Raw genomic sequence first — 25755 nt, 5'->3', positions numbered from 1 at the left:
CGTTTGCAACATGCATGTTGCGACGCACAAAAAACTGAACTAGACTCGGCACAGGCTGAGCGGAAAACAGGAAGTTTTCATGCTGGACGTATTGTACCTGGCACATGATGTGGCGGATCCCGCGATCAGGCGCAGGACGCTGACGCTTGAAGCTGGTGGCGCCAGGGTGACAGTGGCGGGGTTCCGGCGCGGCGCGGACACGCCTTCTGCCGCCGGCGTCATCGAGCTTGGCATTACCAAGGACGGCAAGTTTGCCCAGCGCATCGCCGCAGTGGCCAAAGCCGTGATGGTCCTTGGCGGCGAGCTCCGCGGGATGGGCAGGCCCGGCATCATTATCGCCCGCAATCTCGAAATGCTTGCGCTTGCGAACAGGGCGAATGCGATTTTCGGCGGCAACATTCCGATCGTCTACGAATGCCTGGACATTCACCGCCTCCTGCTGCGCAAGGACTTCGCGGGGCGCACGCTACGCGCGGCCGAACAGTATCTCGGGCGTAATGTCAGCCTGCTGGTAACCAGTTCGCCGGCCTTCATCGAGAATTACTTCCGGCCGATTTCGCAACTGAAAGCCCCGACGCTGCTTCTGGAAAACAAGGTCATCGATCTGGGTGACGGCGCGGCAGAAAGACCTCCCCTGCCCCGGCCGCCGGAGCCCGGCGCTCCCTGGAAAATCGGCTGGTTCGGCGCCTTGCGCTGTCAGAAATCGCTCAAGCTTCTCGCGGAATTCTCCCGCGCCATGAACGGAAAGTTCGAGATCGTGCTCCGCGGCCGGCCGGCCTATTCCGAGTTCGACGATTTCGATGGCTTCGTGAAAAACGAACCCTTCATGACGTTTCACGGCTCCTATAAAAACCCCGAGGATCTCGCCGACATCTACCATGAGGTCCATTTCTCCTGGGGTATCGACTTCTTCGAAGAAGGTCTGAATTCCAGCTGGCTTTTGCCGAACCGGCTCTATGAGGGATGCCGGCATGGTGCCGTCCCGATCGCCATGCGCGGCACCGAGACGGCCCGTTTCCTCTCGGCAAAACACATCGGCCTGCTGCTGGATCGTGCCGAAAACGCCGCGCTTGCCCACCTCCTGGCAGACATGGGCCCAGCGCGGTACCTCATGGAATTTGACCGCGTTGCCAGCGCCGGCTCCGAGAGCTGGGTTTTCAACAAGGCTGACTGCCAGCGGCTCGTCAGCCGGCTCTCTGCCCTGCGCGCCAACGACGCCCATCCCGCATTGATGCAAGAGCCTTCCCAAACGCAAAGCAATAAGGGTGGACTGCTATGAATGCCCACAATTTGAACCATGGCCGTAGCCTGATCGTTATCCCCTGCCTCAACGAGGCCAAGTACATCGAAGCTCTGATCGCCAAGCTCGCAGGCGCCATGCAGGACCTCGGCGCCGATCTTGTCGTGGTCGATGGTGGCAGCACCGACGGCACCCGCGACATCGTCCAGCGGATCGCGGACGTCAACCCGAAGGTCATGCTGCTCGACAACCCGAAGAAAATCCAAAGCGCCGCCGTCAACCTCGCGGTCGCGACGCTGGGTGCGAATTACGACTACATGATCCGCATCGATGCGCACGGCGAGTATCCGGCGGATTATTGCCAGCGCCTGATGGACGAGGCGATCACGACCGGCGCCGATTCCGTGGTGGTCGCCATGAAGACGGTGGGCATCAGCACGTTCCAGAAAGCCACCGCCTTTGCGCAGAACTCCAAGCTCGGCAATGGCGGCTCGAAACACCGCACCGGCGCGGCCGGTCACTGGGCGGATCACGGGCATCATGCGCTGATGCGAATTTCAGCCTTTCAGGCGGTCGGTGGGTATGACGAAATGTTCAGCCATAATGAGGACGCGGAATTCGACTACCGCCTGCACAAGGCTGGATATCGAATCTGGATGACCGACAAGACGAGCATGATCTACTATCCGCGCAGCACGGCCGGGACGCTGTTCCGCCAGTATTTCGGTTACGGCCGCGGCCGAGCCAAGAACTTTCTCAAGCATCGCGCCATGCCGAGCATCCGTCAGATGCTGCCGCTTGCCGTCGTGCCGGTCGCCGCCGGCGCCCTGCTTGCCGTGATCAATTGGGCCGCTGCCATTCCCTTCGCTCTGTGGGCCGTCGCTTGCCTTGGCTATGGCGCCTGGATGGCGCTGGGTCAGAAAAATCCCTATGGGCCGCTCGCTGCCGTTTCCGCCATGGTGATGCATTTCGCCTGGTCGGCCGGCTTCTGGCGTGAGCTTCTCGACATCCGCAACAGACGGATCGCCTCATGACATTACAGATGGACCGGAAAGGGCCCCCTACCCGCATCGATATCGGTGTATGCACCTATCGGCGGGAGGAGCTTGAGCAGACCCTGCGGTCGCTGGCTGCGATCGCAGTGCCCGAGGGTGCGGAAATTCGCATCATCGTGGCTGACAATGACGATGTCCCAAGCGCGCAAGGGCGGGTGAACGCCCTGCGCGCCGTGGTTCCGCACGAGATCGTCTATGTGCACTGCCCATCCTCTAACATCTCGATTGCCCGCAATGCCTGCCTCGACAATGCCGCTGGCGATTTCCTCGCCTTCATCGACGACGATGAGACGGCCAGCGAAGACTGGATCATCCGGCTGATGGAAACGGCGGAAGCAACCCAGGCGGATGTGGTCCTCGGACCCGTGCAGGCCATTTACGGAGAGGACGCGCCGCGCTGGATGCGCCGGGGCGATTTCCATTCGACCTTTCCGGTCTGGGTCGGCGACCGGATCATCACCGGTTACACCTGTAACGCACTCCTGCGTCTCGCAGCGCCATCACTCGCAGGACGCCGCTTCAGCCTCGCTCTCGGCCGCAGCGGCGGCGAGGACACGGAGTTCTTCACGCAGATGCACCGGATGGGCGGCAAGATCGCCTACGCGCCGGCGGCCTGGGTTCAGGAGCCGGTGCCGGCCAAGCGGGCGGCCTTTTCGTGGCTCGCCAAGCGGAAATTCCGCTTCGGCCAGACGCATGGCCGCCTGATCGAGGCGGGATCCGGACTGGCGGGCAAGTTGCGCCAATTAGCCCTTGCCGCAGCCAAGAGCGGTTACTGTGGGCTCACCGGCGCGTTCTTCCTCTTCTCTCCGGTTCGCCGGAACCAATATATCCTGCGCGCCTCGCTGCATGCCGGCGTTGTCACCGGGCTCCTCGGCGTGCGGGAAATCGAGCAATACGGCGTCGCGGAGGTCAGTTCGTCCTGATGGAACATCATCCGCAAGCGTCATTCATTCTGGCTGCGTTCAAGTCGCGCGATACGATCGAACGTGCCATCGACAGCGCGCTGGCCCAAACCGGCGTCAGCGTCGAAGTCATCGTCATCGATGATTGCTCGCCGGACGACACGGCCGAGATCGTCGATGCCTACACCGATCCGCGCGTGCGGCTGATCCGGCTCGAGCAGAACCGCGGGCCTGGCGGCGCGCGCAATGCCGGGCTTGAGGCCGCACGCGGAGACTGGATCGTGATCCTCGATTCCGACGATGCAATTTCCCCCGGCCGCACGGCGCGGATGATCGCGCGGGCAAAGCGTGCCGACGCGCAGATCGTCGTCGACAATCTCGATGTCATTACGCTCGACGGGGAAACGAAGAGGATGTTTGAGGAGGCCGAGCTTTCCAAACTAGGGACGCTGACGCTTCCGGCCTTCATCGGATCGAACGTGCTGTTTCAGTCCGAGCACAATTATGGCTACATGAAGCCGATCTTCGAGCGCCGCTTCCTGGAACAGCACGCCTTGCGCTTCGACGAGACCTTGCCGATCGGCGAGGACTATCTGCTCCTGGCGTCAGCGCTTGCCAAGGGCGGCCGCTGCGCCGTCGAGCCGAGCGCCGGCTATACCTATTACATCAGAACCGGCTCCATCTCCCGGGTGCTGAAACTGCACCAGGTGGACGCGATGCTGGCTGCCGATGCCGCGTTTCTGAAAACCCATCGGCTGGACGAGGCATCGATGGCCGCCCAGACGCGGCGTCACCGCAGCATCGAAGACGCACGGTCGTTCATCATCCTGGTCGATCAGATCAAGGCCCGGTCCCTTTCCGGCGCGGTGAGAACCGCGTGGCGGAATCCGGCAGCCATTCGCCATCTGCGAATGCCGATCGCCGTCAGATTGCGGCGCCTGATGGCGCCGCTCAATGCAATTCGCCGCTTGGGCATTTCGCCGAAGACGATGAATAGAACCACCCCGGGCAACACCCCGCACAAAAGCAAAGGATAGTTCCATGGCTCCTGTCAAATCCGTTCGCAAAGCCGTTATTCCCGTCGCCGGGAACGGCACGCGGTTTCTGCCTGCAACCAAGGCGATGCCGAAGGAAATGCTGACCATCGTCGACCGGCCCGTTGTGCAATATGCGGTCGAAGAAGCGATGCAGGCAGGCATCGAGCACATTGTTTTCGTGACGGGCCGAAACAAGCAGGCGATCGAGGATCACTTTGACGATGTGCCCGAGCTGATTTCATCGCTGACCCGATCGGGCAAGGATGCGCAGATTTCCGAACTCGCGCGCATGCTGCCTACCGCAGGCTCGGTCAGCTTCACACGCCAGCAGGCACCGCTTGGTCTTGGCCATGCTGTGTGGTGCGCCCGCGACCTGATCGGCGACGAACCTTTCGCTCTGCTTTTGCCCGACATGATCTCCTATGGCGCACGCGGCTGTATGGCCGGCCTTATGGATCTCTACAACGAGGTCGGCGGCAATGTCGTCGCCGTCGAGGAATGCGCGCCCGAGGAAACCTCGAAATACGGCATTGTCGGCATGGGCGCAAAGACCCGGCATGGGTTCGAAGTCACGCAGATGGTCGAAAAGCCGCGTGTGTCGGAGGCGCCGTCGACCTACTACCTGAACGGCCGTTACATCCTTCAGCCGGAAATCTTCTCCATCCTCGCGCACCAGCAGCGCGGCGCCGGCAACGAGATCCAGTTGACGGACGGCATGCTGCGTCTTTCGGTCACCCAGCCCTTCCACGCCCATCCTTACGAAGGCCGGACTTTCGATTGCGGCTCCAAGCAGGGCTTCATCGAGGCCAACGTCGCCTTTGCGCTGGCGCGTGCCGACATCGGCAATCTCGTGTTTGAATCCGTTCGCGAGATGGTGCTTTCGCACCAACAGGCGATTCAGGCGGCATAAAAAAGCGTCTATTTTCCGGCGCTTAGCGCCGATGGAGAATCTGGTCTCACCCCTGACGTGATTTAGGGGTGAGATATGAAGAAAAGCATCCGGAGACAAAGCGGCTCATGAACCAAAGACCCCTACCGTTGAACACTGTTCCATCGCTGCGAAGCGATGATGCCGATGCGTTCATCGATTTGAACCGGCTGACCGCGATTGCGGCACGGCGGTCAAGGGTCGTGGCCGTTTGCGTTATCGTGTGCTTTCTGCTCGGGGCGCTCTACCTCCTGACGGCGACACCGGTCTACACGTCGCAGACGCAGATCCTGCTCGACGACAACCTGTCCAAATATGCGGAAGAAGCGCCTTCGCCGCAGAGCACGCAGCAGGCCGACACGCAGATCTCCAGCGCCGTCGAAATTCTGAAATCGGGCGAACTTGCCCTGCGCGTAGCCGATGCGGAGAAGCTTTGGGAAAACGAAACCATTCTCAACCCGCCGCAATCGCTGATATCGATGCTGAAATCGACAATCAGATCCATGATCGGTATCTTCGACGGCACACCCGAGATTTCCGAAGCCGCGGTGCGCAACAGCAAACGCGAGACCGCCGCCGCCTATATCCAGCAGGCGATAACGGTCGAGCGGGTGGCTCGAAGCTCGGTCGTCGCGCTCTCCTTTAGATCGACCGACCCGCAGCTCGCCGCAAGAATCACCAGGGCTTATGCGAACGCTTACCTGACCGATCAGCTGAACGCCAACTTCGATGCCACCGAACGCGCCTCGGTCTGGCTGCAGGAGCGCCTCACCGACCTTCGCCAGCGCGCCCAGGCAGCCTCGCTGGAAGCGGAAAAATTCAAGACCGAACATGGCCTGACCTCGGCACGGGGTGAATTGATGTCGGAACAGCAGCTTTCCGACCTCAACAGCCAGCTGATCGTTGCGCAGGCAGACACCGCAAGCGCGTCTGCCCGCTACAATCAGTTCAAGTCGATTGTCGATCAGGGTCCCGACAATGCCGTCAACAATGCAACGATTTCTTCCAAGGAGACCGACAACACGGTCATCCAGGATTTGCGGACCCGCTATCTGGCCGTCACCAAGCGCGAGCAGGCCGTTACCCAGAACTTCGGCGCCGATCATCCTCAGGCTGTAAGCCTCCGGACCGAAAAGGCGGGGCTTGCCGGCCAGATCTTCCGGGAACTGGAGCAGATTACCGCAAGCTACCGTAACGAATTCGAAGTGGCGAAGTCCCGCGAGGCGTCGCTGCGCCAAAGCATCGAAGGTGTCGTCGGCAACAACTCGGAAGCCAACAGGTCGCTGGTCAACCTTCGCGAACTGGAACAGCGGGCGACGGCACTCAAGACGCTTTATGAATCCTATCTCGGCCGCTACGAGGAAGCCGCGCAGCAGCGTTCCTTCCCCATCGCCAAAGCCCGCGTCATCTCGGAAGCCGGCGTTCCCACGGCGCCGTCCAGCCCGAAGAAGACGATGGTTCTTGCGCTTTCCATCGTCCTCGGCTTCATGATCGGTGCCGCAATTGCAGGCGTCCAGGAATTCCGCGAGCGTTTTTTCCGCCTGGAGGAAGAAGTCCGCTCAATCCTCGGACACAAGTCTCTCGGTTATCTGCCGCTGATCGGGAAGAAGACCGCCAGCCTTTGGGACAAGACGCGCAGCCGCCTTGCGAAGGAGGACATCTCCAAACCCGAGCCGGAAACCGAAATTCCCCTGACGCGCATGACCCGGATTGCCATCGAATCCCCACGCTCGGCCTTTGCCGAAACGCTGCGTAATGCCAAACTTGCCAGCGATGTCATGCTGCAGGGCCGGCCGAACCGCGTAATCGGCATTGTCTCGGCCTTGCCGGGCGAAGGAAAATCGACGATTGCCGCGAACTTTGCCGGGCTGCTTGCAGCCAGCGGCAAACGAACGCTGTTGATCGACGCGGACCTCAGGAACCCGGCAATCAGCCGGATGATTTCCCCGGCGCCGAAGACAGGCCTGCTGGAAGCCGTGCTTGGCGAGAGCGAGTGGACGGCAGGTCTGCGGGTCGATCCGCAGACGCGGCTGGCGATCCTGCCGGTTGCCCCGCGCGAACAACTTTATCACACCAACGAACTGCTGGCCTCACCGGGCATGGAGTCGCTTATCGCCAATGCACGCAAGGCCTTCGACTATATCATCGTCGATCTCGCGCCCCTGGCACCGGTCATCGACGCCAAGGCCTTTTCGCCCTTTGCCGACGGCTTTCTGATGGTCATTGAATGGGGCAAGACCCCGTCCCGGCTGGTCAGGGACGTGCTGCAATCCGATCCGCCGTTCAACGCCAAGATCCTCGGCGTGATGCTGAACAAGACCGACATGGATGAGCTCGGCAAATACAGCGATTTCGGTGCGGCCGAGAAATATCGCAAGAACTACGAGAAATATTACATCGAACAGCCGTTGAAGCCGGCCCGGTGATCTCTGCGGTCACGTCGGTTACTACAACGTGTCTCCTTCAGGCTGGCTCGAGCCTGAAGATGGCTACCAGTGGGCGAGCGGTTTGGGCCGCGGGGAATAACCGCACAGCAGCCTGTCAAGACAGGCGCCGCGGCGGTCTTCGAGTTGGCTGGGACTACGCCAGATCGTCAAGTGTGTAGGCGCGAATGTAGTCGATCTTCATCTGAGAACCATCGGCGAAATCCTCGTCAGGCGTGCCGGCTGTGCCGCCGACGGCCAGGTTGACGAGCATGTACATCGGCTCGTGCATGTCTGATGGCGTATCGGCGCGCGCAACGGCGACGTCATCGAAGTACCAGACAATCTCGTCTTCCTGCCACAACACGCCGTAGGTGTGAAACCCTTCGGTGCTGGCGACGCTGACAGGGCTCGTGACGGAGGTCTGTTTCCCCGTCTCGTTCGAATGCACGGTGACATGCACCGTGTTCGGATCCTGTCCGCGCATTTCCACGACATCGAGCTCCGGCGGCCAGGACCCGTCTTCGGGGAGCAGCCAGAAGGCCGGCCAAGCGCCCTGGTCGTCGGGCATGTCGGCACGCATTTCGAAGTAGCCGTAGGTCTGGGCAAAGGACGCGTGCGTCGTCAGCATGCCGGAAGTGTAGTCATAGCCATTGACCTCGGCACTGATCGAGTCCGGCGTCTTTTTGGCCGTAATCGTCAGAACGCCGTTGTTGATGGAAAAGGGGTTGGCGCTAGCGGTCGGGGCGTAGGATGGATTGATGTACCACTGAAGTTCGCCATTTCCAGGCAACGTAGCGCCTTTTTCCGGCGCCCACCAGTATTTCGCTTCCCAGACCCCGGTCGTGCCATCGTAGAGTTGGAGCGTGTTGAAATCGTCGCCAAAGCTCTGGGTGAGAGCGGAGCGATCAAGGCTCAGTTCGAATTGGCCGGCATGGAGATCGCCGATTGACTTGTTGGCGAAGACCAGGCTTTCCCCGCCCCCGAGATCGAGCCTGAGATTGGCGCCTTCCTGCGTTATGCTGTCGAGAAGCTGGTCGAAGGACGTGAGCGAGTAGTTCTTCAGCCGGACGATGTCGTCCGTGCCGAGATCGGTGATCAGGTCGCTGCCATTGCCCTTGGTAAAGATGAAGGTGTCGGCACCGGTCCCACCGGTCAGCACATCATTGCCACCGAGGCCGTCCAGCGTCTGCCGCCCGGATGCGCCCTTGATGATGTTGTCGGCCGAATTGCCGAACGCATAGCGCAGATTGCCGGTGACCGTCAGGTTTTCGAAGTTCTCCGGCAAGGTGTAGCTCATCCAGGTACTGATCGTGTCTATGCCCTGGTTGGCAGCCTCCTGGGCACGGTTGATCGACGAATAAAGGTAGTAGATGTCGTCGCCCGTGCCGCCGATCATGGTCACGTTGACGGAGCTGTCGCCCCACATGGAATCATGCCCGGCAGTTCCATAGAGGATCGGGCCGGAGCCAGTCGCTGAAAAAAACGCGGTGGAGCTATCGCTGTAGAACAGGGGTTGCCCGAGGGCATTCAGAACGCTTTTGCGCATCGGCTGTCTCCATGAAAGTTGCCCGGGTCCACCAGCCAAGCCTGGTGCACGCGAGCAAGGCTAACATCGCCGCGGCGCAGGAACTATTGCGACGCAGCACATTGAGGCCCAAATGACGCCTTTCGGCGGGAAACCACGCATGGGCGTTAACAGCTCGGTAATCAATCCCGTTTTGGATCAGGCGCTTGTTCATGAGACAACTGTGCCTATTTGGTATGCATCCAAATGCCGCATCAGGTCTCCTCCGCCGGAACTTGATGGGGCCACGACTTGGGCTTCGGAGACTTGAAGAGCTTGGCAAGCGGGCGTTCGAGCAAGAGGTAGGCGCATGAGCCCGAGGCGGTGCCACCCACAACCGCAACAACAAATGTGATCACGGGATCGAGGCCCACGGATCCGCCAAGCTTTGCGATCAGCGAGATCGCGAACGTATGCCAGATATATATCGAGTAGGAGGCGTCGCCGAAAAAGGTGAACACCCGCCAGCGGCCGACCCAACCGGCGGCCTCGAGGAAGAGGGCTCCCGCGACGAGCGCCACCGCAAGCGGGCCGCAGTTGAACTCGTTGAAGGAAAGTCCGAAGACCTGGAGTGCGAGAAAGCCTCCAATTGCCATGACCATAAGAAACATTCCGGCATGCGGCCCAAGCACCCTTCCCTTCAACCACGCCTGCCCGATGAACATGCCGGCGATGAATTCCAGCATGATCGGCCGCGTATAGGTGACGAATATCGGGTTCTGCACACGCACGACCAGGCCCGAGAGCACAAGCGCCGCGAAGACAGCGGCAACGACCGTGAGGCGCCACCTGCGTTCGAGAAAGAGCGAGAGCGCAAAGATCACGTAGAAGAACATTTCGAAGTTCAGGGTCCAGCCTTGCACCAGCACCGGCCAGATTTCGCCTGTGCTGGGCGAGCGCACGGGAACGAAGAGCAGGGATGCGGCGATATGCTGCGTAGTCAGCACGAGATTGGGAAAAAGGCCGAGAATGCCGCCTGCGACCATCACCATTGTCGCCAGCCAGTAAATCGGAGCAATGCGGCGGACGCGCTCGTAGAGAAAGCCGGCCGGCGTCAATGCCCGCCGATCGCTGATCACCCACATGATGAAACCGCTGATGACGAAGAAGACATCAACCCCGGCGGCACCGATCGCAAAATGATGGCCGGTTTTCTCGGCGGCATGGAAGAGAACGACGGCAAGCGCGGCAAAGGCGCGAAGATACTGGATCCCATAAATCGTCTTCATCGCACCTCTCCTGCGCCTGTCTGTGTCCATGGTTTGCCGGAACAAGCCTCCGGCCACGAAGCTGTGCACCTTCAACGAACATGCGCCTGCAGATAAGGCTGCGAGAACGACGAACGGGGAGCGCTCACCGTGAGCCGCCCGGCTGAAAAATAAAGCAGGAAGGACCCGACGTGATAGGGGTTCAGGATATCCACCTCGACGAACGCACGCATGAGAAGCAGGACGGCGACGCCGAAAAGCACTGACGATTCCGTTGCCAGCGCTTGCGAAAGCAACCGCTTCAGGTGACCGCAGAGCGTGATCAAAAGCACGGAGCATAACAAAAACAGGCCGACGGCGCCCGTCTCCACAATCGTTTCGATGAAGGTATTGTGAAAGTGGAAGCCGCTGCGGGATCCGATATAGAACTCCTCCCAGAGGCGTTCGGCTTCCGAGAAGCCCTGCACCCAATAGGCCTGATAGCCTACCCCGATCAACGGAGATGCTGCGGCTGCCTCGATGCCCTGCTGCCAGAGATAGGTCCGGCCAGTCAGCGTCGAATCCTTGCCGAATATGCCAAGCACGCTGTCCACCGCGCCGCCATAAACGGCACCAACCACGGCGATCACACCAAGGACGATCACGGCGAGGAAAAACGTCTTGCGCGTCTGCGGTGAAAGCGCCGCCAGCATCTGCAAACCGAGGCAAATGCCGATCACGGCGACCGTCGTCAGTGCGGACGTTGCCGATTGGGAGGCATAAAGCGAATAGCAGGCGATGAGGCCGACCCCGACAGCCGGCGCCAGCCAAAATCCCCGTTCACGAAGCATGAGAAACGAGGCAAAGGCGAAATAAACGCCGAGGGAGGCATAGAAGCCAAGCTGGTTCTTGGAGGCGAAGGCACCGACGAAGCTGAAGGTGCCATCCAATGGATCGAAATGATAGACCCCGAACAGGAGCGAAAACATCAGAACAATGCCGATACCGGTGATCATGCCGAGCGTAAGCGTCCTGATGTCGACGACCCGCATGGCGATCAGGGCACAGATGACGTGCGAGAGATATTGCAGCCCCGCTCTCGCCGTCACCGCCGGCGCGGCCGACCAGAAAACGGAGAGACAGGCAAACACCGCGAAGGCGCAGATCCATCCGTATCGGCCAGTACCGGCAAGGACGCGCCGGTAGTCGACCAGCACCAGTGGCAGCCACAAAGCATAATAGAGAAGGATCGAAACCTGGCCGAAAATCGAGGAGTAGGCGAACACGAAAAGGGACAACGCCACCGCTGCGATGGCATAGGCCCCGTTCTCACCCGGGCTGACAAGGCTGGCTTTGGCAATTCTCACGATCGATCCTCGAAACCGCGTCTTACGACGGCATTTCGGAACAGGCGTAAGGACCGCCTTGTTCCCGTTTCCTGTGGGCCAGTAAGACCCGCTCCCGGGGGCCAGGTCTTCGACCCATCTGGTCACACAGCCGTAAGAGACTGCCGCCTGGTCAGATTTCAGAGTGCTCGCCGTATCAGGTTGGCACTGCCGTAGCATAGGGCAGCATCTTGTGCGTCGCAACAATTCATATGCAAACGCATTTCGTCCGCATGCCGGTTGATTCCAATTCGGTCTACTCCGGTGGCTTTTTTTCGGGGTGTGCGACATTGGACAACGCGGCGATTTGAAGGACACCCCTGCCGCCTATATCCGTCATGATTGTGTTGTCGACGCGATTTAAATGCGCGAAATCAGGGGTTTGGGCTCCTGCTACAGCCAAGCCTTGCGGCCGCCCACGGCACCGTAGTTTCCAAAGACCGCGATCCGGCTTGCATCAAAGTCATTTGGACCTATATTGCAGCGCACTCGTCTCTCGCTCCGCCAGGCCGAGTATCCCAATGGCTGTAAGCCACCTTCACGCGCTGAGCTCAGCTTACCGCGAACAACCGAAGGAGTCACTTTATGACCATCTCAACCAACAATGCTGCCGCTTCTGGCAACTCTGGTATGCCGCCCGTCGAAATCGGGGAAGCCGTCAAGCGTTTTCGCGAAGCTTCCGGGTACAGCATCGAAGATCTCGCCGTGACCTGCGGGCTGACGGACGTCGAAATTTCCAGGATCGAGACCGGTGAAGACGTCGATCCCGGCAGGGTGAAGCGCATTGCCGCTGCACTGCAAATGCCTGCATCAGTCCTCGATTCTCTCTAGAAGACCGTGGTGTCGCGCCGAAATCGGGCGCGACGCCTGCTTTGATCCCACTGGTGGCCGCCGCCGAAGAAAAGCTGTAATTTAAGCACCTTTTCCGCGCCGGAGCATCTTTTCGGAACATTCGCCTCGCTGCGACGTTTACGGGGCAGTTGCCTTCAACGTTTGCTGGCACAGGCTCCATTTCTCGAAAGGATATGAACGCCATGAATCAACGTTTTGACCCCAGTGAAAATCGCAACGTCAATCCGGCGGCATGGCCTGCTGACAAGGCAAACCAACCCGCAACGGATCCGTTGGCAACCCAGCGTCGACCCGAAGATGTTGAACCCCGTTCCAGGCGTTCCACCTGGCCGATCCTTATCATCATTCTGGCTGGTCTAGTTCTGGCACTGCTCGTCTGGCTGCCAGCCGAGTTCTCCAGCGATCAGACGAATGATGCGGCAACCCAACCGTCGACCACAGAACAAACGACCACACCGCCGGCCGACAACAGCGCGACACCGGGAACAGCAACCCCGGATACGAACGCAACGCCAAACACCACGACGACGCCAAACGCTACGCCGGCAACCCCGGATACACAGACACCGGCAACCGGCACCGATACGCAGACGCCTGCGACCGGAACCGCCCCGCAGAACTGATCGCATGTAAATGACAGCATGGCGGAGCCTCATCAGAGGCTCCGCCATTTTCCTGTCTGCTGATGCCCGCTGCGGGGGCTCAAGCCCCGCTGGAATGAACTAAAGGCGTCGCAATCCGTTTTGTCCTTGTGATACCAATCCAACGCGGAGGGAGCGATGAAACGCAAGACGACAAAAACGACCGGGCGCGAGGAAGACTATCGCGACTATGAGGAGCACGACCTCGATCAAGGCTGGCCCTATGCCGATGCCCCACTCGGATCGGACGCGGAAATCGGAAACAGCTCCTATGGCCAGGCCGGCACAAACTTCGATGAAGTGGGCAATCCCGGCTTTGAACGCAGCAGCGACACCGTGATCGAAAGCACCGACGGCCCGGATCTTTTGAACGACGACGTCGAGGCGGACGTTGAGAGCGATGCGCTGGAGGAAGCCATCGGCAACGCACTGGCCGATAGCCACATAGACACCTCGGGCATGGACCTGAAGGTCAGGCGCGGCATCGCCATTCTGACCGGCGAGGTCGACACCGTGCAAGACCGGCGCCATATCGAGCGGTTCATCTGCGATATACCCGGTATTTCGAACGTGCGTAACGAACTGACGTTGCGCGGCGCCGACAGCAATATTCCCAGCGACTGGGACGACTGACGCAGCGAAACCGTCAGAAGGGCTCCTCAACAACAGGGATGGCTGACGCCACCTCCCAGCCGAACCGGCTCCGGGATCGCCTAAACGGGGGGTTATCAAGGGTCCAAACGCCGTATCTCGCCGCGATGAAGCGAACCCGTTCTCCATCGGGACCATTGCGTCCTCAGGTTCGCCGCTGAATGGACTGAGGAGCTTATATCATGCCAGAAAGCGGTGGGGCCTGTAGGGCTTGATATCGATCACTGTCTTCTCCCCGGTCATTGCTTCCGCAAGCGCGCGGCCGGTGACGGGGCCGAGGGTCATGCCATGATGGGCGTGACCGAAGGCGAACCACAGGCCTTCATGGCGCGGCGCCCTGCCGATGATCGGCATCATGTCGGGCGTGCAGGGGCGGGCGCCCATCCATGGCTCCTCGTCACGGCGTTCGGCGAGCGGGAAGAATTCCCGCGCGACGCGCTCGGCGCGGGTCAACTGTACCGGCGTCTTCGGCGCATCGCGGTGGGCGAATTCGGCACCGGTCGTGAGGCGGATGCCGCGCAACATTGGCGCGAGGAAATAGCCCTTTTCGGCATCGAGTACCCAGTTGTTGAGCTGCGCGCCCTCCTCCGTGCCGTAATGCATGTGATAGCCGCGCTTAACGGCCAGCGGGAAATGGTAGCCGAGCTTCCTCGTCACCGTGTCGGCCCAGGGGCCGAGCGCCACAACGACTTCCCGCGCTTCCAACGGTCCTTCCGGCGTGGCGACGCGCCACCCGGCGCCTTCGAGAACATGCTCGAGCGTCGCCGCATCGCCGGGAACCAGGCGCCCGCCGAGTGACTGGAAATAGATGAGGTAGGCTTTGTTGAGGCTGTGCGGATCACGGATCGACCAGGGATCCGTCCAGCGCAGACCGCCGGCAAGATCGACCCTGATCGACGGCTCCAGCGTCTTCAGCTCGCTGCTCGACAGCTTGTGATGGTTGACGCCGAAGGCGGAGGAAAGCTTTTCGGCATCCTTGAAGGCGGCGTCACGGGCGGCTTCGGTGCGGAACACCTTCATCCAGCCGTCTTTGCGGATGAGATCACCGGCGCCAGAGGCATTGATCAGATCTTCGTGCTCGGCGATCGAATTCTCGATCAGCGGCGCATACATGGAGGCGATGTTCTCATGCTGGGTGAAGCCAGAATTCCACCAGTAGCGAATGAGGAACGGGACGAGGCCCGGCAACGCGCGAAAATGATAATGCGCGTCGATTGTATTGTTCAGGGCATAACGGAACAACGCACCGAAGTCGTGCGGGAAACCATAGGGGAACACGCCTTCGCGCTGGATCAGGCCGGCGTTACCGTAGGAGGTTTCTTCGCCCGCGCCGCGGCGATCGACAAGCACCACGGACTTGCCCCGCCGTGCAAGATGGATCGCGGTCGACAGCCCGACGATGCCAGCGCCCAGAACTACGACGTCTGTTTTCATGCCCAGTTCCCCATTTTGATTAGATCTTCAGCCCATGATCTTTCGACAAGCCCGCCAGCGACCTTCATGCTGCCCGCGGCTCCGGATTGTGCGCTTGCGAATGGTTCGATCATGAATAGCCAAGCCAATTGCCTTCGGCAAGCAGGTGGCGGTTCGCAGTACGGCTGAGAAAGACAAGCAAAAGGGAGCGATGCTTGCGCACCACTCCCTTTTTCAGTCGCTCAACCTGATGAAATCAGGTTCGGCGCATGAAGCCAGCCACCAGCGAGATGATCAGGAAAGCCAGGAACAGGAAGAACAGAACCTGTGCGATGCCAGCAGAAGCGCCCGCGATACCACCAAATCCTAGAACACCCGCGATAATAGCAACGACGAGGAAGACAAGAGCGTAGTACAGCATCGAAACTCTCCTTGATTAATCTGTCCGCAGCTAAACGCAGAACCGATGCCTTTGTTCCAGGTACGGGCATACCCGGGCTTCTCGTCGAGATTGAAACTACCGGTTAACCATGCTTCGGAATTGCTCCAAATTGACACGGATTGGCCATTCGCGTCGCGGAACCTTGCCTGCGTAGGGAACGTTGTGAAGGCAGGCAGTCCATGCGAGACAATAAAATGACCGTATCCACCTCCCACATCTGGAAATCAGCGGCAGCGACGACCCGTCAGCCGGGCCAAGCGCGTGACAAGAACCTGCACATCGGCAGGACTCTGCGCGATCTGTATATCGCCGAACAGATGCCGAAGACGGATAAGACTTTTGCCGACCTCCTGAACGCACTTCATAGGGCAGAGGAAGCCGCAATGCGGCACCGCCGCAGGTGAGACGAAAACAGCGGCTGCCGAGCGCCATTGTTGACGTCACGCAGCCCAAATAACGGCGCCGTTCCAGGCGCCGTTTTTGTCAACTGCTTCAATTTGCAGGCGTACTGAGAACGACACCCTGTGGATTGGCCTTGTAAGCCGCCTCGTCATAGGCAACCTGGTTTTCCAGCTGTGCCTTGGTGAAGGGGGAATAGATCGTCATGGCGCCGTTCGCATCGGCCATCACCTGGACGCTCGCCGCGCTCATGGCGACCGGCTTCTCGCCGACACCGAGGAAGCCGCCGACATCGATCACGTAAGCTTCGACCTTGCCGTCGTGACCGAGGATGACGTCGCCGATCTCGCCGACCTTGGTATCGTCGGCAACCTTCACATCGGTGCCGATCAGTTTGTCGGTGCTGATCAGCGCCGGATCGACGAGTTTCAGTTCCGCAGGATGGGAGGCCGTGGTACCGGGATCGATCTGCGGATTGTCCGGATCGGTCATCTGCGGCGTGGTACCGGTCGCCGGCTGTGTGGACTGGACGGTCTCATTCTCGGTCATCGGCGGCGCGGACGACGCCGTGGTGTCCCTGTTCTCGGGAGCCGTCGCCACGACGCCGTCCATGATCGCCGTGCGATCGAATTGCTGTGCGGCCTGCAGTTCCTCCTTGGTCACGGAAACGACGATGATGCGCTGGCCGTCGCGATCGGACCATGAGACGCGGTCGAAATTGACCGCCACGTCCTTTTCGCCGATACCAAGGAAGCCGCCAACACCGATCACAAGTGCCTCCGCGCCGCCATCGCCGTTGATGACGACGTCGTTGACATCGCCGATCGCTTCGCCCTGTTCGTCGGCACCGGTGTAAACGGTTTTCCCGAGCACCGAACTCGCCAGAACCTGCTCCGGAGCGGGCGAGAAATACGCGGGGGCGCCCTGGCGGACGGCCTTGGCGGGATCAGCGTTCGTCGCAGCATCCTGTGCCAACGTGCCAGAAGACAGGAACGCGGCGACCGTGGTCATGGCCAAGAGGGTGCGGATCATTGTTATACTCCTTCACGAAAATGGTCTTTGGCGGCAGGATGCTGGTGATCCTGCCGGTGATGGAAGCTGTTCGGGAAACGGAGGGCCGCAAGATCTTGTTGCGCATTCCTCTCGGCCGCGTACACACCGGCACCCCGCTGGGTGCGGGGCTACCTTTCGTGTATCGGGATACCGCTCAGCCAGAGCAGAATGCCCGCATTGGAAGACTCCCAAGCTCGCGGTGAGATCACGTTGCGCTGATCGGCGTTCATCCAAACAGCTGCCGCCCTTTTGCAGGAAACGGCACCCGAACCATGCCGGGTGCCGTTCCGCGCAAAAAGCGCGTTCAATGACGTGAAGCCCACTCGTCGATCTGGCGTTCGGCTTCCTCTTTTGCGATGCCGTAACGAACCTGGATGCGACCGGCCAGTTCCTTGCGATGACCAGCGATCATGTCGAGATCGTCGTTGGTCAGCTTGCCCCACTGGGCCTGCGCCTTGCCGCGATACTCGTTCCACTTGCCTTCGATCATGTCCCAATTCATGACATTTCTCCTTGATTGGGGTAAAGGGAAACGTTTCGTCATTTCGAAAGGTTCCAGCCTGACGACGGTCACTTGCGAAGGACCGTGCTGCGTCCGGCCTTTTCCGTGACCATGACCGGGCTTGCCGGATCATCGAAGGTCACCTGAACGTCCAGTTGGCCCGAAGGAGCAATTTTCCAGACGATTGTTGCATCTTCCATGAACAGCGCAGGATCAACTTCCGCGCATTTGCCATGGACGACCTCGTTGACGCCCTTGGCCTCGCTGATTGCAGGCTGCAACAGGTCCCGACATTCATCGACCGTCTCGAAGCCAATTGCCGGAGCCGGTAATTCCCGGCACTCGACGTTGCCCTGAGTGCAACTGACAAGCATCATGATCGCTGCGATATGTTCCACCACCGTGCTCCTCTGCACACTGTCAAGCGTGCGAGACAAACGGGCTCCTGCCGTGAGAAGTTCCGACAATATCGCGGGAACCTTTTTGACCGGATCGCGTTTGCAAAATGCGTCAAAGGAATGTCTGACGTGACCTGGCGAGCCCCGGAGATCCGCGATCTACCCCAGACAGCCAAACCCTCAGAACATTGTGGACGCACCTAAAGGAACGTCGGCAATGTTGCGCCCCCCTTCTCCTCATTGGCTTTCCCAGGATCCGGGCATGAAAACCGTGCTCATCCACGGAATGGTGATGGCGCCGACCTTCTGGAGTTGTTTCGCTCCAAGCATCGTGCGGGAAGGGTGCGCCGCGGCCTATCCCTTGCCAGGCCACAGCCCCTGGACATTGGACGGTCTGTCCGGCGCGCTGGAAACCACCGACATCATCAATGCCTACGCGCAGGCAATCGAACGCGATTTCGGCGGCGAGCCGGTCACATTGATCGGCCATTCGACCGGCGGGTTCGTCTCGCTGCTGCTCGCTCGCCACCGCCCGGATCTGGTCAGCAATGTCATTCTCATGGGTGCCTTTGCCTGCGGCCGGTTTGTCGGTCAGGAGCGGCTGGCCGCGCGTATTCTCAGGCTGCCGCTGCTGGGCCGCCTGCTTTTCATTCGGCTTTTCACCCGCTGGATCGCCACACGCGACACCTTTCGCTGGGGATCACTCGAATGCGTTTTCGACAAGACCGTAGGTTGGGAAACCGATGAAACCATCGCAGCCATGGAACAGGTCCGCGAGCACCTCATGAAGTCACAGGCGGACGACATCGTCGCTTTCGTTTCCTGGATGTCGCAGACGTCGATCATCGACGAACTCGCGCTGATCGACGTGCCAGTCCTCAACATCATCGGCGCGCGGGACGCTATCGTTTCGCCATCGCACCAGATACATCTCTCCGGCCGCCTGCCGCGTGTACAAACCGTCATTCTCGACAGGGTCGGCCACCTGCCCATGGCCGAGGCTCGCGAAAAGGTCGATCAGTTGATCGGTACCTTCCTGCTCTTCGGTCCGCTGACGTCAAGCCGTAAGAGCGATCTTACCACGCCGGCAACTCCGGAACCTTTCCGGCTGCCCCTTCCACTCGGATCCTAGTTTACAATCGCGCGTGGAACAAAATTGCGTGACAAACGTTTCCGCAAGCAGGTCCCTTTGGCCCAAAGGCCTGAAACGGAAGAGGAAATAATATGCTCGGTACAATACTCCTGATCATCCTCATTCTTTTGCTGATCGGCGCGCTACCGAACTGGGGCTACAGCCGCGGGTGGGGCTACGGCCCTTCTGGAGGCCTCGGGCTGGTCATCGTCATCATCCTCATTCTCGTGCTGATGGGCCGTATCTGACCGGCGGCCTTGTTTCCGGCGCGATTGTCAACGACCCTTGAAAAGGAGCCCATTATGAAAAACATCCTTCTCGCAGTTGCTCTCATCCTTCCCCTTGCGGCCTGTACGCCGACGGAAAGAGGCGCAGGGATAGGCGCGGCGTCGGGCGCCGTTATCGGTGGGGTCGCTACCAACGATGTGCGCGGCGCAGCAGTCGGAGCCGCCGTTGGCGGTGTCGCCGGCGCCTTGATCGGCAACGCCAGTGAGCCTGGTCAATGCTACTATCGCGACCGCTACGGCCGTCGTTACATTGCAGCCTGCTAGTCAGCGCAGTAGAGCCTGAATGGTGGAGAACGGGCTTCGGCCCGTTTTTCATGGGAGGGTCTTGTGCTCAGCGAGGCGATTTGCCCATTCGCTCGGCCTGATCCAGCTTTTCGAGAAGGTCGAGAAACATGTCGGGAATGGGTTCCTGCTCGACCGCGCTGTAGAGCGCGCGCAGTTTGGAAGCAATCTGGTTGTTAGGGTCCATCATGCCATTAACCCTGCGTCCGGCCCGCCGGCGATTTTCCGGGATGTCACTCATAAAATGTCTCACTCCTGACACCGCAGTGGCAATTGCCCGACGGTGATGCATCCACGCAATATTCTGGTATGCTCAAAACCTTGATATATTCCGAACTTTCAGGGGTTCCGCTTCGCCCGGCGAAAAAATCGTCCCGTTTCAAAACTTCCCATAAATCAGAAAACATGTTCAAACCAATGCCATGTTGCGACTCGCGCGAGGTCGGACACCGGAAATGTCGGAGCCATCATACTGAAGGAAGTCCTAAATGTCACTTTCTACACGGATTGCAGCCCATCTTCCGTATCTGCGCCGCTTCTCCCGCGCGGTGACCGGCTCGCAGGCTTCGGGCGACGCCTATGTTGCGGCGGTCCTGGAAGCACTGATCGCCGACATTACGCTGTTTCCGCAGGGGCCCAAGGATCGGGTCAACCTGTTCAAGCTGTTCTGCTCGCTGTTCGAGACCGTTAGCATCGACTTGCCGGATGCCGCTTCACCCTTCAGCTGGGAAAAGCGCGCAGCCGCAAACCTTTCAACGATGCCGCCCGCTGCCCGCAAGGCATTCCTGCTTGTCTCGGTCGAAGGGTTCACACCAGACGAGGCAGCCGAAATCCTTGGCACTACCCTCGACGAAATCGCCGCCCTGTTGCGCGAAGCCTCGGAAGACATCTCCAGACAGGTCGCGACCGAAATCCTCATCATCGAAGATGAGCCGCTGATCGCGATGGATATCGAGGATATGGTAACGAGCCTCGGTCACAAGGTTGCCGGCGTGGCAAGAACTTATGGCGAAGCCATCGAGCTTTACGAAAAGACCGCGCCGAAGATGATCCTCGCCGATATCCAGCTTGCCGATGGCAGCTCCGGCATCGACGCGGTCAACGACATCCTGAAGAGCACTGCGGTTCCCGTGATCTTCATTACCGCCTTCCCGGAACGATTGCTGACCGGCACGAAGCCGGAGCCAACCTTTCTTGTTACCAAGCCGTTCAATCCTGAGATGGTCAAGGCGCTCATCAGCCAGGCGCTGTTTTTCGACGAGAACGCTCGTTCGGGCAAACGCTGACGCATCATTCGTGCCCGGCGCCTTACCTTTGCGTCGCAGGCGATCGACTGACTTATCCTGGAAGCTGCCGTTCCGGCGGGCTGGTCCTGACCTCGTTGAAGATCGTCATGGCAATCAGACAGAGTGGCAGCGCCAGCATGGCGCCGACCGCGCCCCACATCCACGTCCAGAATATGATTGCCACAAAGACCAGAAACGGGTTGATTTCCAGCCTGCGCCCCAGGATCGCCGGCGTCACCAGATTTTCCATAACCAGATGTAGCATGAAAAAGGCGGCGGCCGGCGCAAGCGCCAGCAACAGCGCGTCGTGGGTCATCAGCCCGGCGCAAAGAAGCGCAATCGTCATTGCCGTCACGCCAAGATAGGGAATGAAGCTGGAGACGAAGGCGAACAGTCCCCAGAGCGGCGCGACCGTCAAACCACCGGCAAAGGCAATCACGGCGGTGATCGTGCCAAGCGCGACGTAAATCAGGCTGGCGGTCGAAAAATAAAATCCGATCGCATTTTCCGTGGCATTCATGATCCGGATCGCTGCAAGGCGACGATCGCGCGTGGCAAAGGCAAGGATGATGGTCTTGCGCAGGTGCGCGCGTCCAACCAGGAAGAGCCCGAGCGCCGCCAGGAAGATAAGGGTCTGGATGAAAGCCGGCGTCACGCCCGCCGCGACGAAGCCGAGCATGGCACCGGCGTTCTGGATGGCAACATCGGTGACCGCCTTTTCGTTGGCGCCATCAATTGCCACTCTCGCCCATTCGAACCGCTGAAGGTAGGGAAGGACACGCTCGATGGTTCGCTCGATAATTCCTGGGGCCTGTCCCGCCAGCGACGTCAGCGGCTCGATCAGTGCATTGATGAGAAAGAAAAGCCCCACGACGAAGACTATCCCCAGCAGGAGCCCGCCCATAACGGGCGGTATCCCGTATCGAGCCAGCCGGTCTGCAGCAAGCCCGAGAACCATGCCGATGACGATGGCTAGCGTGATGGGCATCAGGATCGCTTCCATCATGTAGATGACGGCCGAAGATGCAATGATAAAGGTTCCGACGATGCTCCAGGCAACGACCAGATCGAGCCCGGTTTTTTCTGCCGTTTCCGGGATATCGGCCTCGGCCGCCTGCGCTTCGATTTCGGCTTGCCGCAAATATCGTTGTCGCTTGAAAAGCCCACTTCCCGGCAAGGCGGCGTTCATTTTGCATCTCTCCAAACCAGTGCCGACAATCGCCATCATGTGCGGGAAACGCCGAAGCGGTGCCGGCGCCCACGGCGCTGTAACTCCGGCATCTCCTAACGCCTTGTCGAGCCAAAGGTTCCAGCACCCCCTGATAGACCGAGCGAAGAGGCGTGGCGAAGTCATTCGAGTGCCGATGCCGTTTCAGCCAGGTTCTCAGCCGTGGCGCTGGGGATGTTCCCCTGCCGCTTCTCCGCGATGGCGAGCTGCCTGCACTGCTCGGTTTAAAGCAACACTCAGTTGGTCGAAAAAATCGGAGGAGACATTCTTGGTCACGCAGTCGAAGGCACCGCGCTTCAGCGCTTCAACCACGATGCTCTTCTCGCCCGATCCGGTGACGTAGACGACAGGCGGATGATTGGCCTGTTGCACGATCTGCGGGAGAATATCGAGGCCGGTCTCACCCGGCAGATAGTGATCAAGTATGACCACATCGATCCTGCCGGATGCGAGCAGTGCCAGGCCAGACGGGCCGTCAAACGCACTGAGAACTGTGAAACCCCGCCGCCCGAGATTTCGGCGCAGCAAGACGCCGAGCGCTTCGTCGTCGTCTATGTAGAGGACCGTCGTCCCACCGGCCGTCTTGTACCCCTGCTCGAGCATTACGATACCTCCGGCACGGTGACCACGGAGAGAAACATGCCAAGCTGCTGTATGGCATCGACAAATTTGTCGTATTGCATCGGCTTGGCGACATAGGCATTCGCACCCAGATCGTAGCATCGGCGGATTTCAGCCGGATCGTCCGTTGTCGTCAGAACGATGACCATCACGTGGCGGAGATGCTCGCTTTCCCGCAGCCTCGCAAGAATGTCGATGCCGATCATGTCCGGCAGGTTGAGATCGAGGAGGATGAGCAGGTGTTTTCCCGCGTGCACCTTGCCGCTGGCATCCGGACCGAGAAGATAGGACAGCGCTTTAAGACCGGTCGTAAAGGGCACCATCGCGTTGGTGACGCCCGCACGGCGGATATTCTTCTCGATCAGGCGGGCATGGCCCTCGTCGTCCTCGATCATGACAATGACGATTGGCTCCAGTCCGTTGCTCATCCCTCCCCCCTGTCTTTGGCAAATCGCAGATTGGCGGCGAAGGAGACGGTGAAGGTCGTGCCCTGGCCCAAAACAGATTGTGCGGCCACATCTCCTCCCAAACGGCGGGCCAACGCGCGAACATGTGCGAGCCCTATGCCTTCGCCCTGCCTGTCCTGCGGACCTGAACGCCGGAAGAGTTCGAAAATCCGCTCCAGATCCCGCTCTGCAATTCCTCGGCCGTTATCGCTGACGTCGATTGTCGCGTGACCTCTGGCGATCTTCCCCGACACGCGGATAATCGCGCTGCGCGCCGGATCGGCATATTTTACCGCATTGTCCAGAAGGTTGCCAAAGATCTGCTGCAAAGCCAGCCGGTCCGATACCACAAACGGCAAGCCCTCGGCGATAACAATGCTTGCGCCGATTTCGTCGAGCCGGTGCTGGAGATTGACGGCCGTCTCGGAAACCAGATCGGCAAGGTTGATGGGCTCGGCCTTCAACTGTCTGGTTCCGGCGCGCGCCAGTTTCAGTATCTCGTTGATCAAGTCGTCCATGCGCTTCATTGAGGAACGGATGAAACCCAATGCTTCCGGGATATCCACGTCAACGGCCTCGCGGGCCGCTCTCTCGGAAGGTTCATCGCGGGCTTCAAACGGCTTGTCCATGTAAGCCGCAAGGACGGCAGCCGCTCGCTCCAGCTCGGCGGTGAACCCCATGATGTTGATCAGGGGTGCCCTGAGGTCGTGACCGACGATGTAGGAATAGCTTTGCAGTTCGCGATTGGCCCGCTCCAGGAATTGCGTGCGCTCGTGAATCCTCACTTCCAGCATCTCGTTCTGTTCGGCAAGGGCGCGGCGGGCAGCGTCCAGTTGCCCCGCGTGGAGAGCAACAAGACGCATCGCGCCACCGACGAGAACGAGCAACAACGCGGCGCCGCCCGCGATCGAGATCATCAGCCATCTGGTCGCATCGGCAAGTGCTGCGGCCCGCTGGAAGCCGATATCACCCGTTATGGCCTCAATTCGCGTCATGATCTGGCGAATTTCATCCATCGCACGCTGACCGGCATCGGTCTGAATGACGGCTATGGCATCCCCGTCCCTGCCTGCCGCTTTCATGGCGATGGTACTCTGCATTTCCGCCAATTTGTCATCGATCAGATGCTTCAGCCGCTCGACGGTGATCGCGCTGATTCCAATCTTCGCCATGTCTCCTGTGATGCTCTGGAATTGCACGTGAATGAGGGATTCGGCTCGCTTGAAAGGCGCCAGATATTTATCTTCACCCGTCAACAGGTATCCGCGCTGGCTGGTCTCCGCATCCTGCACCAGCGTGAGAAGCAAAAGCGCGCGATTGTTCAGCCGGGCTGCCTCGAGGGTCTCTCGAGAGTTCCTCTCAGTCTGCGAGGCAAAGCGTAGCGAGACCAGAACCAGGCCGAGCAGCAAAAAGGCGCCGGCAAAAAGCAGGACCGGCACCGCCCGCGAAACCGCCGAGCGCCCGGTCACCATCCGCTGCCCCACTGAATGATGGTCACGCTCTCCCTCGTGCATGCCGTTCGTCCCCGGAAAAGCGAGAACGAAATCAAGGCTCAATCTTGCTCAATGCGCGCTGCGCGCGTACGGCGCTCGCCGAAAAGAGATCCGCCCCCGGTCAATACCGTTCCGGCGGAAAAACATGAAGCGTTAGCGAGAACAGGCCAAGGCCCAGCGCCACCACGATCAGGGTATTGGCAATATCTTCAGACGTTGCGGGCAGCAGACCCAACCCCAGAACCGCACCGACGAACAGGCAGAGGCATACTCTTGGCAACCAGTAAAGCATGACACATTCCCTGTGCTCGAACCAGATCCGTAAGGATGCGCAACTTAACGCAGCAGGACCCCAGTTTGTTCCGCCCCACAGAGGCAACGCGTAGACATGGGTTGGGAAGCAGGATTCCAAAAATAAAAGACCGGCGCCCCTGGAGGCGCCGGCATGAATTCCCCAGCGGACCGTCGAGCCGGCCCTATTGTGTACGCGCCTTAGAGAGCCGCGATAACGATGACCTCGACAAGGTATTCCGGGCTTGCAAGCTTGGCTTCGCCGGTCGCACGCGCCGGTGTGTTGCCCGGCGATGCCCAGGCGTCCCAGACTGCGTTCATCTTCGGGAAATCGACCATGTCGGCCAGCCAGACCGTTGCCGACAGGATGCGGCTCTTGTCGGTGCCTGCGAGCGCCAGCAGACGATCGACCTCGGCGAGCGCCTGCTTGGTCTGGGTCGCAACGTCGTCGCCGGCATTGCCGACCTGACCGGCGAGATAAACCGTGCCGTTGTGCACGACGGCCTGGCTCATGCGCGGGCCGGTTTCGAAGCGTTTGATGTCCATCTTCATAGTCCTCGTGGTTTGCGGCGGGCCGCATCTGTGAATGTTGAGACGCTGGCGATTTATCGCAG

General features: G+C 59.9%; 29 protein-coding genes. 14 read left to right on the top strand and 15 right to left on the bottom strand.

Annotated features, from left to right (window positions below; genetic code table 11):
* The first annotated feature begins 79 nt into the window (after window positions 1-79).
* The 6 genes from JNB71_RS10690 to JNB71_RS10665 all read left to right on the top strand — a co-directional run bounded on the left by JNB71_RS10690 (window position 80) and on the right by JNB71_RS10665 (window position 7588).
* A complete protein-coding gene (locus tag JNB71_RS10690) occupies window positions 80-1279 on the top strand; it encodes a glycosyl transferase family 1 (protein ID WP_220371770.1) in 1200 nt (399 codons plus the stop codon).
* Window positions 1276-2274 (top strand): glycosyltransferase family 2 protein, encoded by a 999-nt coding sequence (locus JNB71_RS10685; protein ID WP_220371769.1) that lies wholly within the window; start codon window positions 1276-1278, stop codon window positions 2272-2274. The genes JNB71_RS10690 and JNB71_RS10685 overlap by 4 nt, the downstream gene beginning before the upstream one ends.
* Complete coding sequence (locus JNB71_RS10680) at window positions 2271-3218, top strand: glycosyltransferase (RefSeq protein WP_220371768.1); 948 nt, start codon at window positions 2271-2273, stop codon at window positions 3216-3218. The genes JNB71_RS10685 and JNB71_RS10680 overlap by 4 nt, the downstream gene beginning before the upstream one ends.
* Window positions 3218-4234, top strand: a complete 1017-nt coding sequence (locus tag JNB71_RS10675; protein ID WP_220371767.1) for a glycosyltransferase family 2 protein — start codon at window positions 3218-3220, stop codon at window positions 4232-4234. The genes JNB71_RS10680 and JNB71_RS10675 overlap by 1 nt, the downstream gene beginning before the upstream one ends.
* 4 nt (window positions 4235-4238) lie before the next feature.
* Window positions 4239-5144 (top strand): UTP--glucose-1-phosphate uridylyltransferase, encoded by a 906-nt coding sequence (locus tag JNB71_RS10670; RefSeq protein ID WP_220371766.1) that lies wholly within the window; start codon window positions 4239-4241, stop codon window positions 5142-5144.
* A 107-nt stretch (window positions 5145-5251) separates the two neighbouring features.
* Window positions 5252-7588: a polysaccharide biosynthesis tyrosine autokinase gene (locus JNB71_RS10665; RefSeq protein ID WP_220371765.1), complete on the top strand. Its 2337-nt coding sequence runs from the start codon at window positions 5252-5254 to the stop codon at window positions 7586-7588.
* 154 nt (window positions 7589-7742) lie between these two features.
* Here the strand turns inward: JNB71_RS10665 and JNB71_RS10660 are convergent, their stop codons facing one another.
* The 3 genes from JNB71_RS10660 to JNB71_RS10650 form a co-directional block, all read right to left on the bottom strand.
* Window positions 7743-9134, bottom strand: coding sequence for a family 16 glycosylhydrolase (locus tag JNB71_RS10660; RefSeq protein ID WP_220371764.1), 1392 nt, complete (start codon window positions 9132-9134; stop codon window positions 7743-7745).
* A gap of 233 nt (window positions 9135-9367) precedes the next feature.
* Complete coding sequence (locus JNB71_RS10655; RefSeq protein WP_220371763.1) at window positions 9368-10381, bottom strand: acyltransferase family protein; 1014 nt, start codon at window positions 10379-10381, stop codon at window positions 9368-9370.
* A gap of 71 nt (window positions 10382-10452) precedes the next feature.
* A complete protein-coding gene (locus tag JNB71_RS10650; protein ID WP_220371762.1) occupies window positions 10453-11706 on the bottom strand; it encodes an O-antigen ligase family protein in 1254 nt (417 codons plus the stop codon).
* A 603-nt stretch (window positions 11707-12309) separates the two neighbouring features.
* Between JNB71_RS10650 and JNB71_RS10645 the strand changes: the two genes are divergently transcribed.
* The 3 genes from JNB71_RS10645 to JNB71_RS10635 all read left to right on the top strand — a co-directional run bounded on the left by JNB71_RS10645 (window position 12310) and on the right by JNB71_RS10635 (window position 13850).
* On the top strand, window positions 12310-12555 hold the full coding sequence (locus JNB71_RS10645) for a helix-turn-helix domain-containing protein (protein WP_220371761.1): 246 nt from the start codon (window positions 12310-12312) through the stop codon (window positions 12553-12555).
* 203 nt (window positions 12556-12758) lie between these two features.
* Window positions 12759-13199 carry a hypothetical protein gene (locus JNB71_RS10640; protein WP_220371760.1) on the top strand — a complete coding sequence of 147 codons (441 nt, stop codon included), beginning with the start codon at window positions 12759-12761 and terminating at the stop codon, window positions 13197-13199.
* 156 nt (window positions 13200-13355) lie between these two features.
* Window positions 13356-13850 (top strand): BON domain-containing protein, encoded by a 495-nt coding sequence (locus tag JNB71_RS10635; protein ID WP_220371759.1) that lies wholly within the window; start codon window positions 13356-13358, stop codon window positions 13848-13850.
* Between the two features lie 198 nt (window positions 13851-14048).
* Here the strand turns inward: JNB71_RS10635 and JNB71_RS10630 are convergent, their stop codons facing one another.
* Window positions 14049-15302 carry an NAD(P)/FAD-dependent oxidoreductase gene (locus JNB71_RS10630; protein WP_220371758.1) on the bottom strand — a complete coding sequence of 418 codons (1254 nt, stop codon included), beginning with the start codon at window positions 15300-15302 and terminating at the stop codon, window positions 14049-14051.
* Between the two features lie 235 nt (window positions 15303-15537).
* On the bottom strand, window positions 15538-15702 hold the full coding sequence (locus tag JNB71_RS10625) for a DUF1328 domain-containing protein (RefSeq protein WP_112856684.1): 165 nt from the start codon (window positions 15700-15702) through the stop codon (window positions 15538-15540).
* Window positions 15703-15917: 215 nt separating this feature from the next.
* On the opposite strand from JNB71_RS10625, the gene JNB71_RS10620 reads away from it, so the two are divergent.
* The gene (locus JNB71_RS10620; RefSeq protein ID WP_220371757.1) at window positions 15918-16127 is read left to right on the top strand and encodes a hypothetical protein; all 210 of its coding nucleotides are present in this window, start codon (window positions 15918-15920) and stop codon (window positions 16125-16127) included.
* Window positions 16128-16215: 88 nt separating this feature from the next.
* Here JNB71_RS10620 and JNB71_RS10615 read toward each other — a convergent pair whose 3' ends face one another.
* The 3 genes from JNB71_RS10615 to JNB71_RS10605 form a co-directional block, all read right to left on the bottom strand.
* Entirely contained in the window at window positions 16216-17154 is a 939-nt protein-coding gene (locus tag JNB71_RS10615; RefSeq protein ID WP_220371756.1) for a PRC-barrel domain-containing protein, read from the bottom strand.
* A 325-nt stretch (window positions 17155-17479) separates the two neighbouring features.
* Window positions 17480-17677, bottom strand: a complete 198-nt coding sequence (locus JNB71_RS10610) for a CsbD family protein (protein WP_220371755.1) — start codon at window positions 17675-17677, stop codon at window positions 17480-17482.
* A 68-nt stretch (window positions 17678-17745) separates the two neighbouring features.
* Complete coding sequence (locus JNB71_RS10605; RefSeq protein WP_220371754.1) at window positions 17746-18075, bottom strand: hypothetical protein; 330 nt, start codon at window positions 18073-18075, stop codon at window positions 17746-17748.
* Window positions 18076-18337: 262 nt separating this feature from the next.
* Between JNB71_RS10605 and JNB71_RS10600 the strand changes: the two genes are divergently transcribed.
* The 3 genes from JNB71_RS10600 (at window position 18338) to JNB71_RS10590 (ending at window position 19758) form a co-directional block, all read left to right on the top strand.
* Window positions 18338-19207 carry an alpha/beta fold hydrolase gene (locus JNB71_RS10600; RefSeq protein ID WP_220371753.1) on the top strand — a complete coding sequence of 290 codons (870 nt, stop codon included), beginning with the start codon at window positions 18338-18340 and terminating at the stop codon, window positions 19205-19207.
* Between the two features lie 92 nt (window positions 19208-19299).
* Window positions 19300-19455 carry a DUF3309 family protein gene (locus JNB71_RS10595; protein WP_220371752.1) on the top strand — a complete coding sequence of 52 codons (156 nt, stop codon included), beginning with the start codon at window positions 19300-19302 and terminating at the stop codon, window positions 19453-19455.
* A 54-nt stretch (window positions 19456-19509) separates the two neighbouring features.
* Window positions 19510-19758: a YMGG-like glycine zipper-containing protein gene (locus tag JNB71_RS10590; RefSeq protein WP_220371751.1), complete on the top strand. Its 249-nt coding sequence runs from the start codon at window positions 19510-19512 to the stop codon at window positions 19756-19758.
* 67 nt (window positions 19759-19825) lie between these two features.
* Here JNB71_RS10590 and JNB71_RS10585 read toward each other — a convergent pair whose 3' ends face one another.
* Complete coding sequence (locus JNB71_RS10585; protein ID WP_276572474.1) at window positions 19826-20017, bottom strand: NepR family anti-sigma factor; 192 nt, start codon at window positions 20015-20017, stop codon at window positions 19826-19828.
* A 247-nt stretch (window positions 20018-20264) separates the two neighbouring features.
* Between JNB71_RS10585 and JNB71_RS10580 the strand changes: the two genes are divergently transcribed.
* Complete coding sequence (locus tag JNB71_RS10580) at window positions 20265-21062, top strand: response regulator (protein ID WP_220371750.1); 798 nt, start codon at window positions 20265-20267, stop codon at window positions 21060-21062.
* 52 nt (window positions 21063-21114) lie between these two features.
* On the opposite strand, the gene JNB71_RS10575 is transcribed toward JNB71_RS10580, so the two are convergent.
* The 6 genes from JNB71_RS10575 to JNB71_RS10550 all read right to left on the bottom strand — a co-directional run bounded on the left by JNB71_RS10575 (window position 21115) and on the right by JNB71_RS10550 (window position 25687).
* The gene (locus JNB71_RS10575) at window positions 21115-22251 is read right to left on the bottom strand and encodes an AI-2E family transporter (protein WP_220371749.1); all 1137 of its coding nucleotides are present in this window, start codon (window positions 22249-22251) and stop codon (window positions 21115-21117) included.
* Window positions 22252-22446: 195 nt separating this feature from the next.
* Window positions 22447-22893 (bottom strand): response regulator, encoded by a 447-nt coding sequence (locus JNB71_RS10570; RefSeq protein ID WP_220371748.1) that lies wholly within the window; start codon window positions 22891-22893, stop codon window positions 22447-22449.
* Complete coding sequence (locus tag JNB71_RS10565; protein WP_220371747.1) at window positions 22893-23339, bottom strand: response regulator; 447 nt, start codon at window positions 23337-23339, stop codon at window positions 22893-22895. The genes JNB71_RS10570 and JNB71_RS10565 overlap by 1 nt, the downstream gene beginning before the upstream one ends.
* Window positions 23336-24871, bottom strand: a complete 1536-nt coding sequence (locus JNB71_RS10560; RefSeq protein WP_220371746.1) for a sensor histidine kinase — start codon at window positions 24869-24871, stop codon at window positions 23336-23338. The genes JNB71_RS10565 and JNB71_RS10560 overlap by 4 nt, the downstream gene beginning before the upstream one ends.
* A 100-nt stretch (window positions 24872-24971) precedes the next feature.
* Entirely contained in the window at window positions 24972-25142 is a 171-nt protein-coding gene (locus JNB71_RS10555; protein ID WP_220371745.1) for a hypothetical protein, read from the bottom strand.
* Between the two features lie 200 nt (window positions 25143-25342).
* On the bottom strand, window positions 25343-25687 hold the full coding sequence (locus JNB71_RS10550; protein ID WP_026203060.1) for a RidA family protein: 345 nt from the start codon (window positions 25685-25687) through the stop codon (window positions 25343-25345).
* Between the last annotated feature and the right edge of the window lie 68 nt (window positions 25688-25755).

This window comes from Rhizobium herbae (assembly GCF_019511375.1).
GTDB lineage: Bacteria > Pseudomonadota > Alphaproteobacteria > Rhizobiales > Rhizobiaceae > Pararhizobium > Pararhizobium herbae_A.
This window is presented reverse-complemented; position numbering and strand designations above follow the sequence as displayed.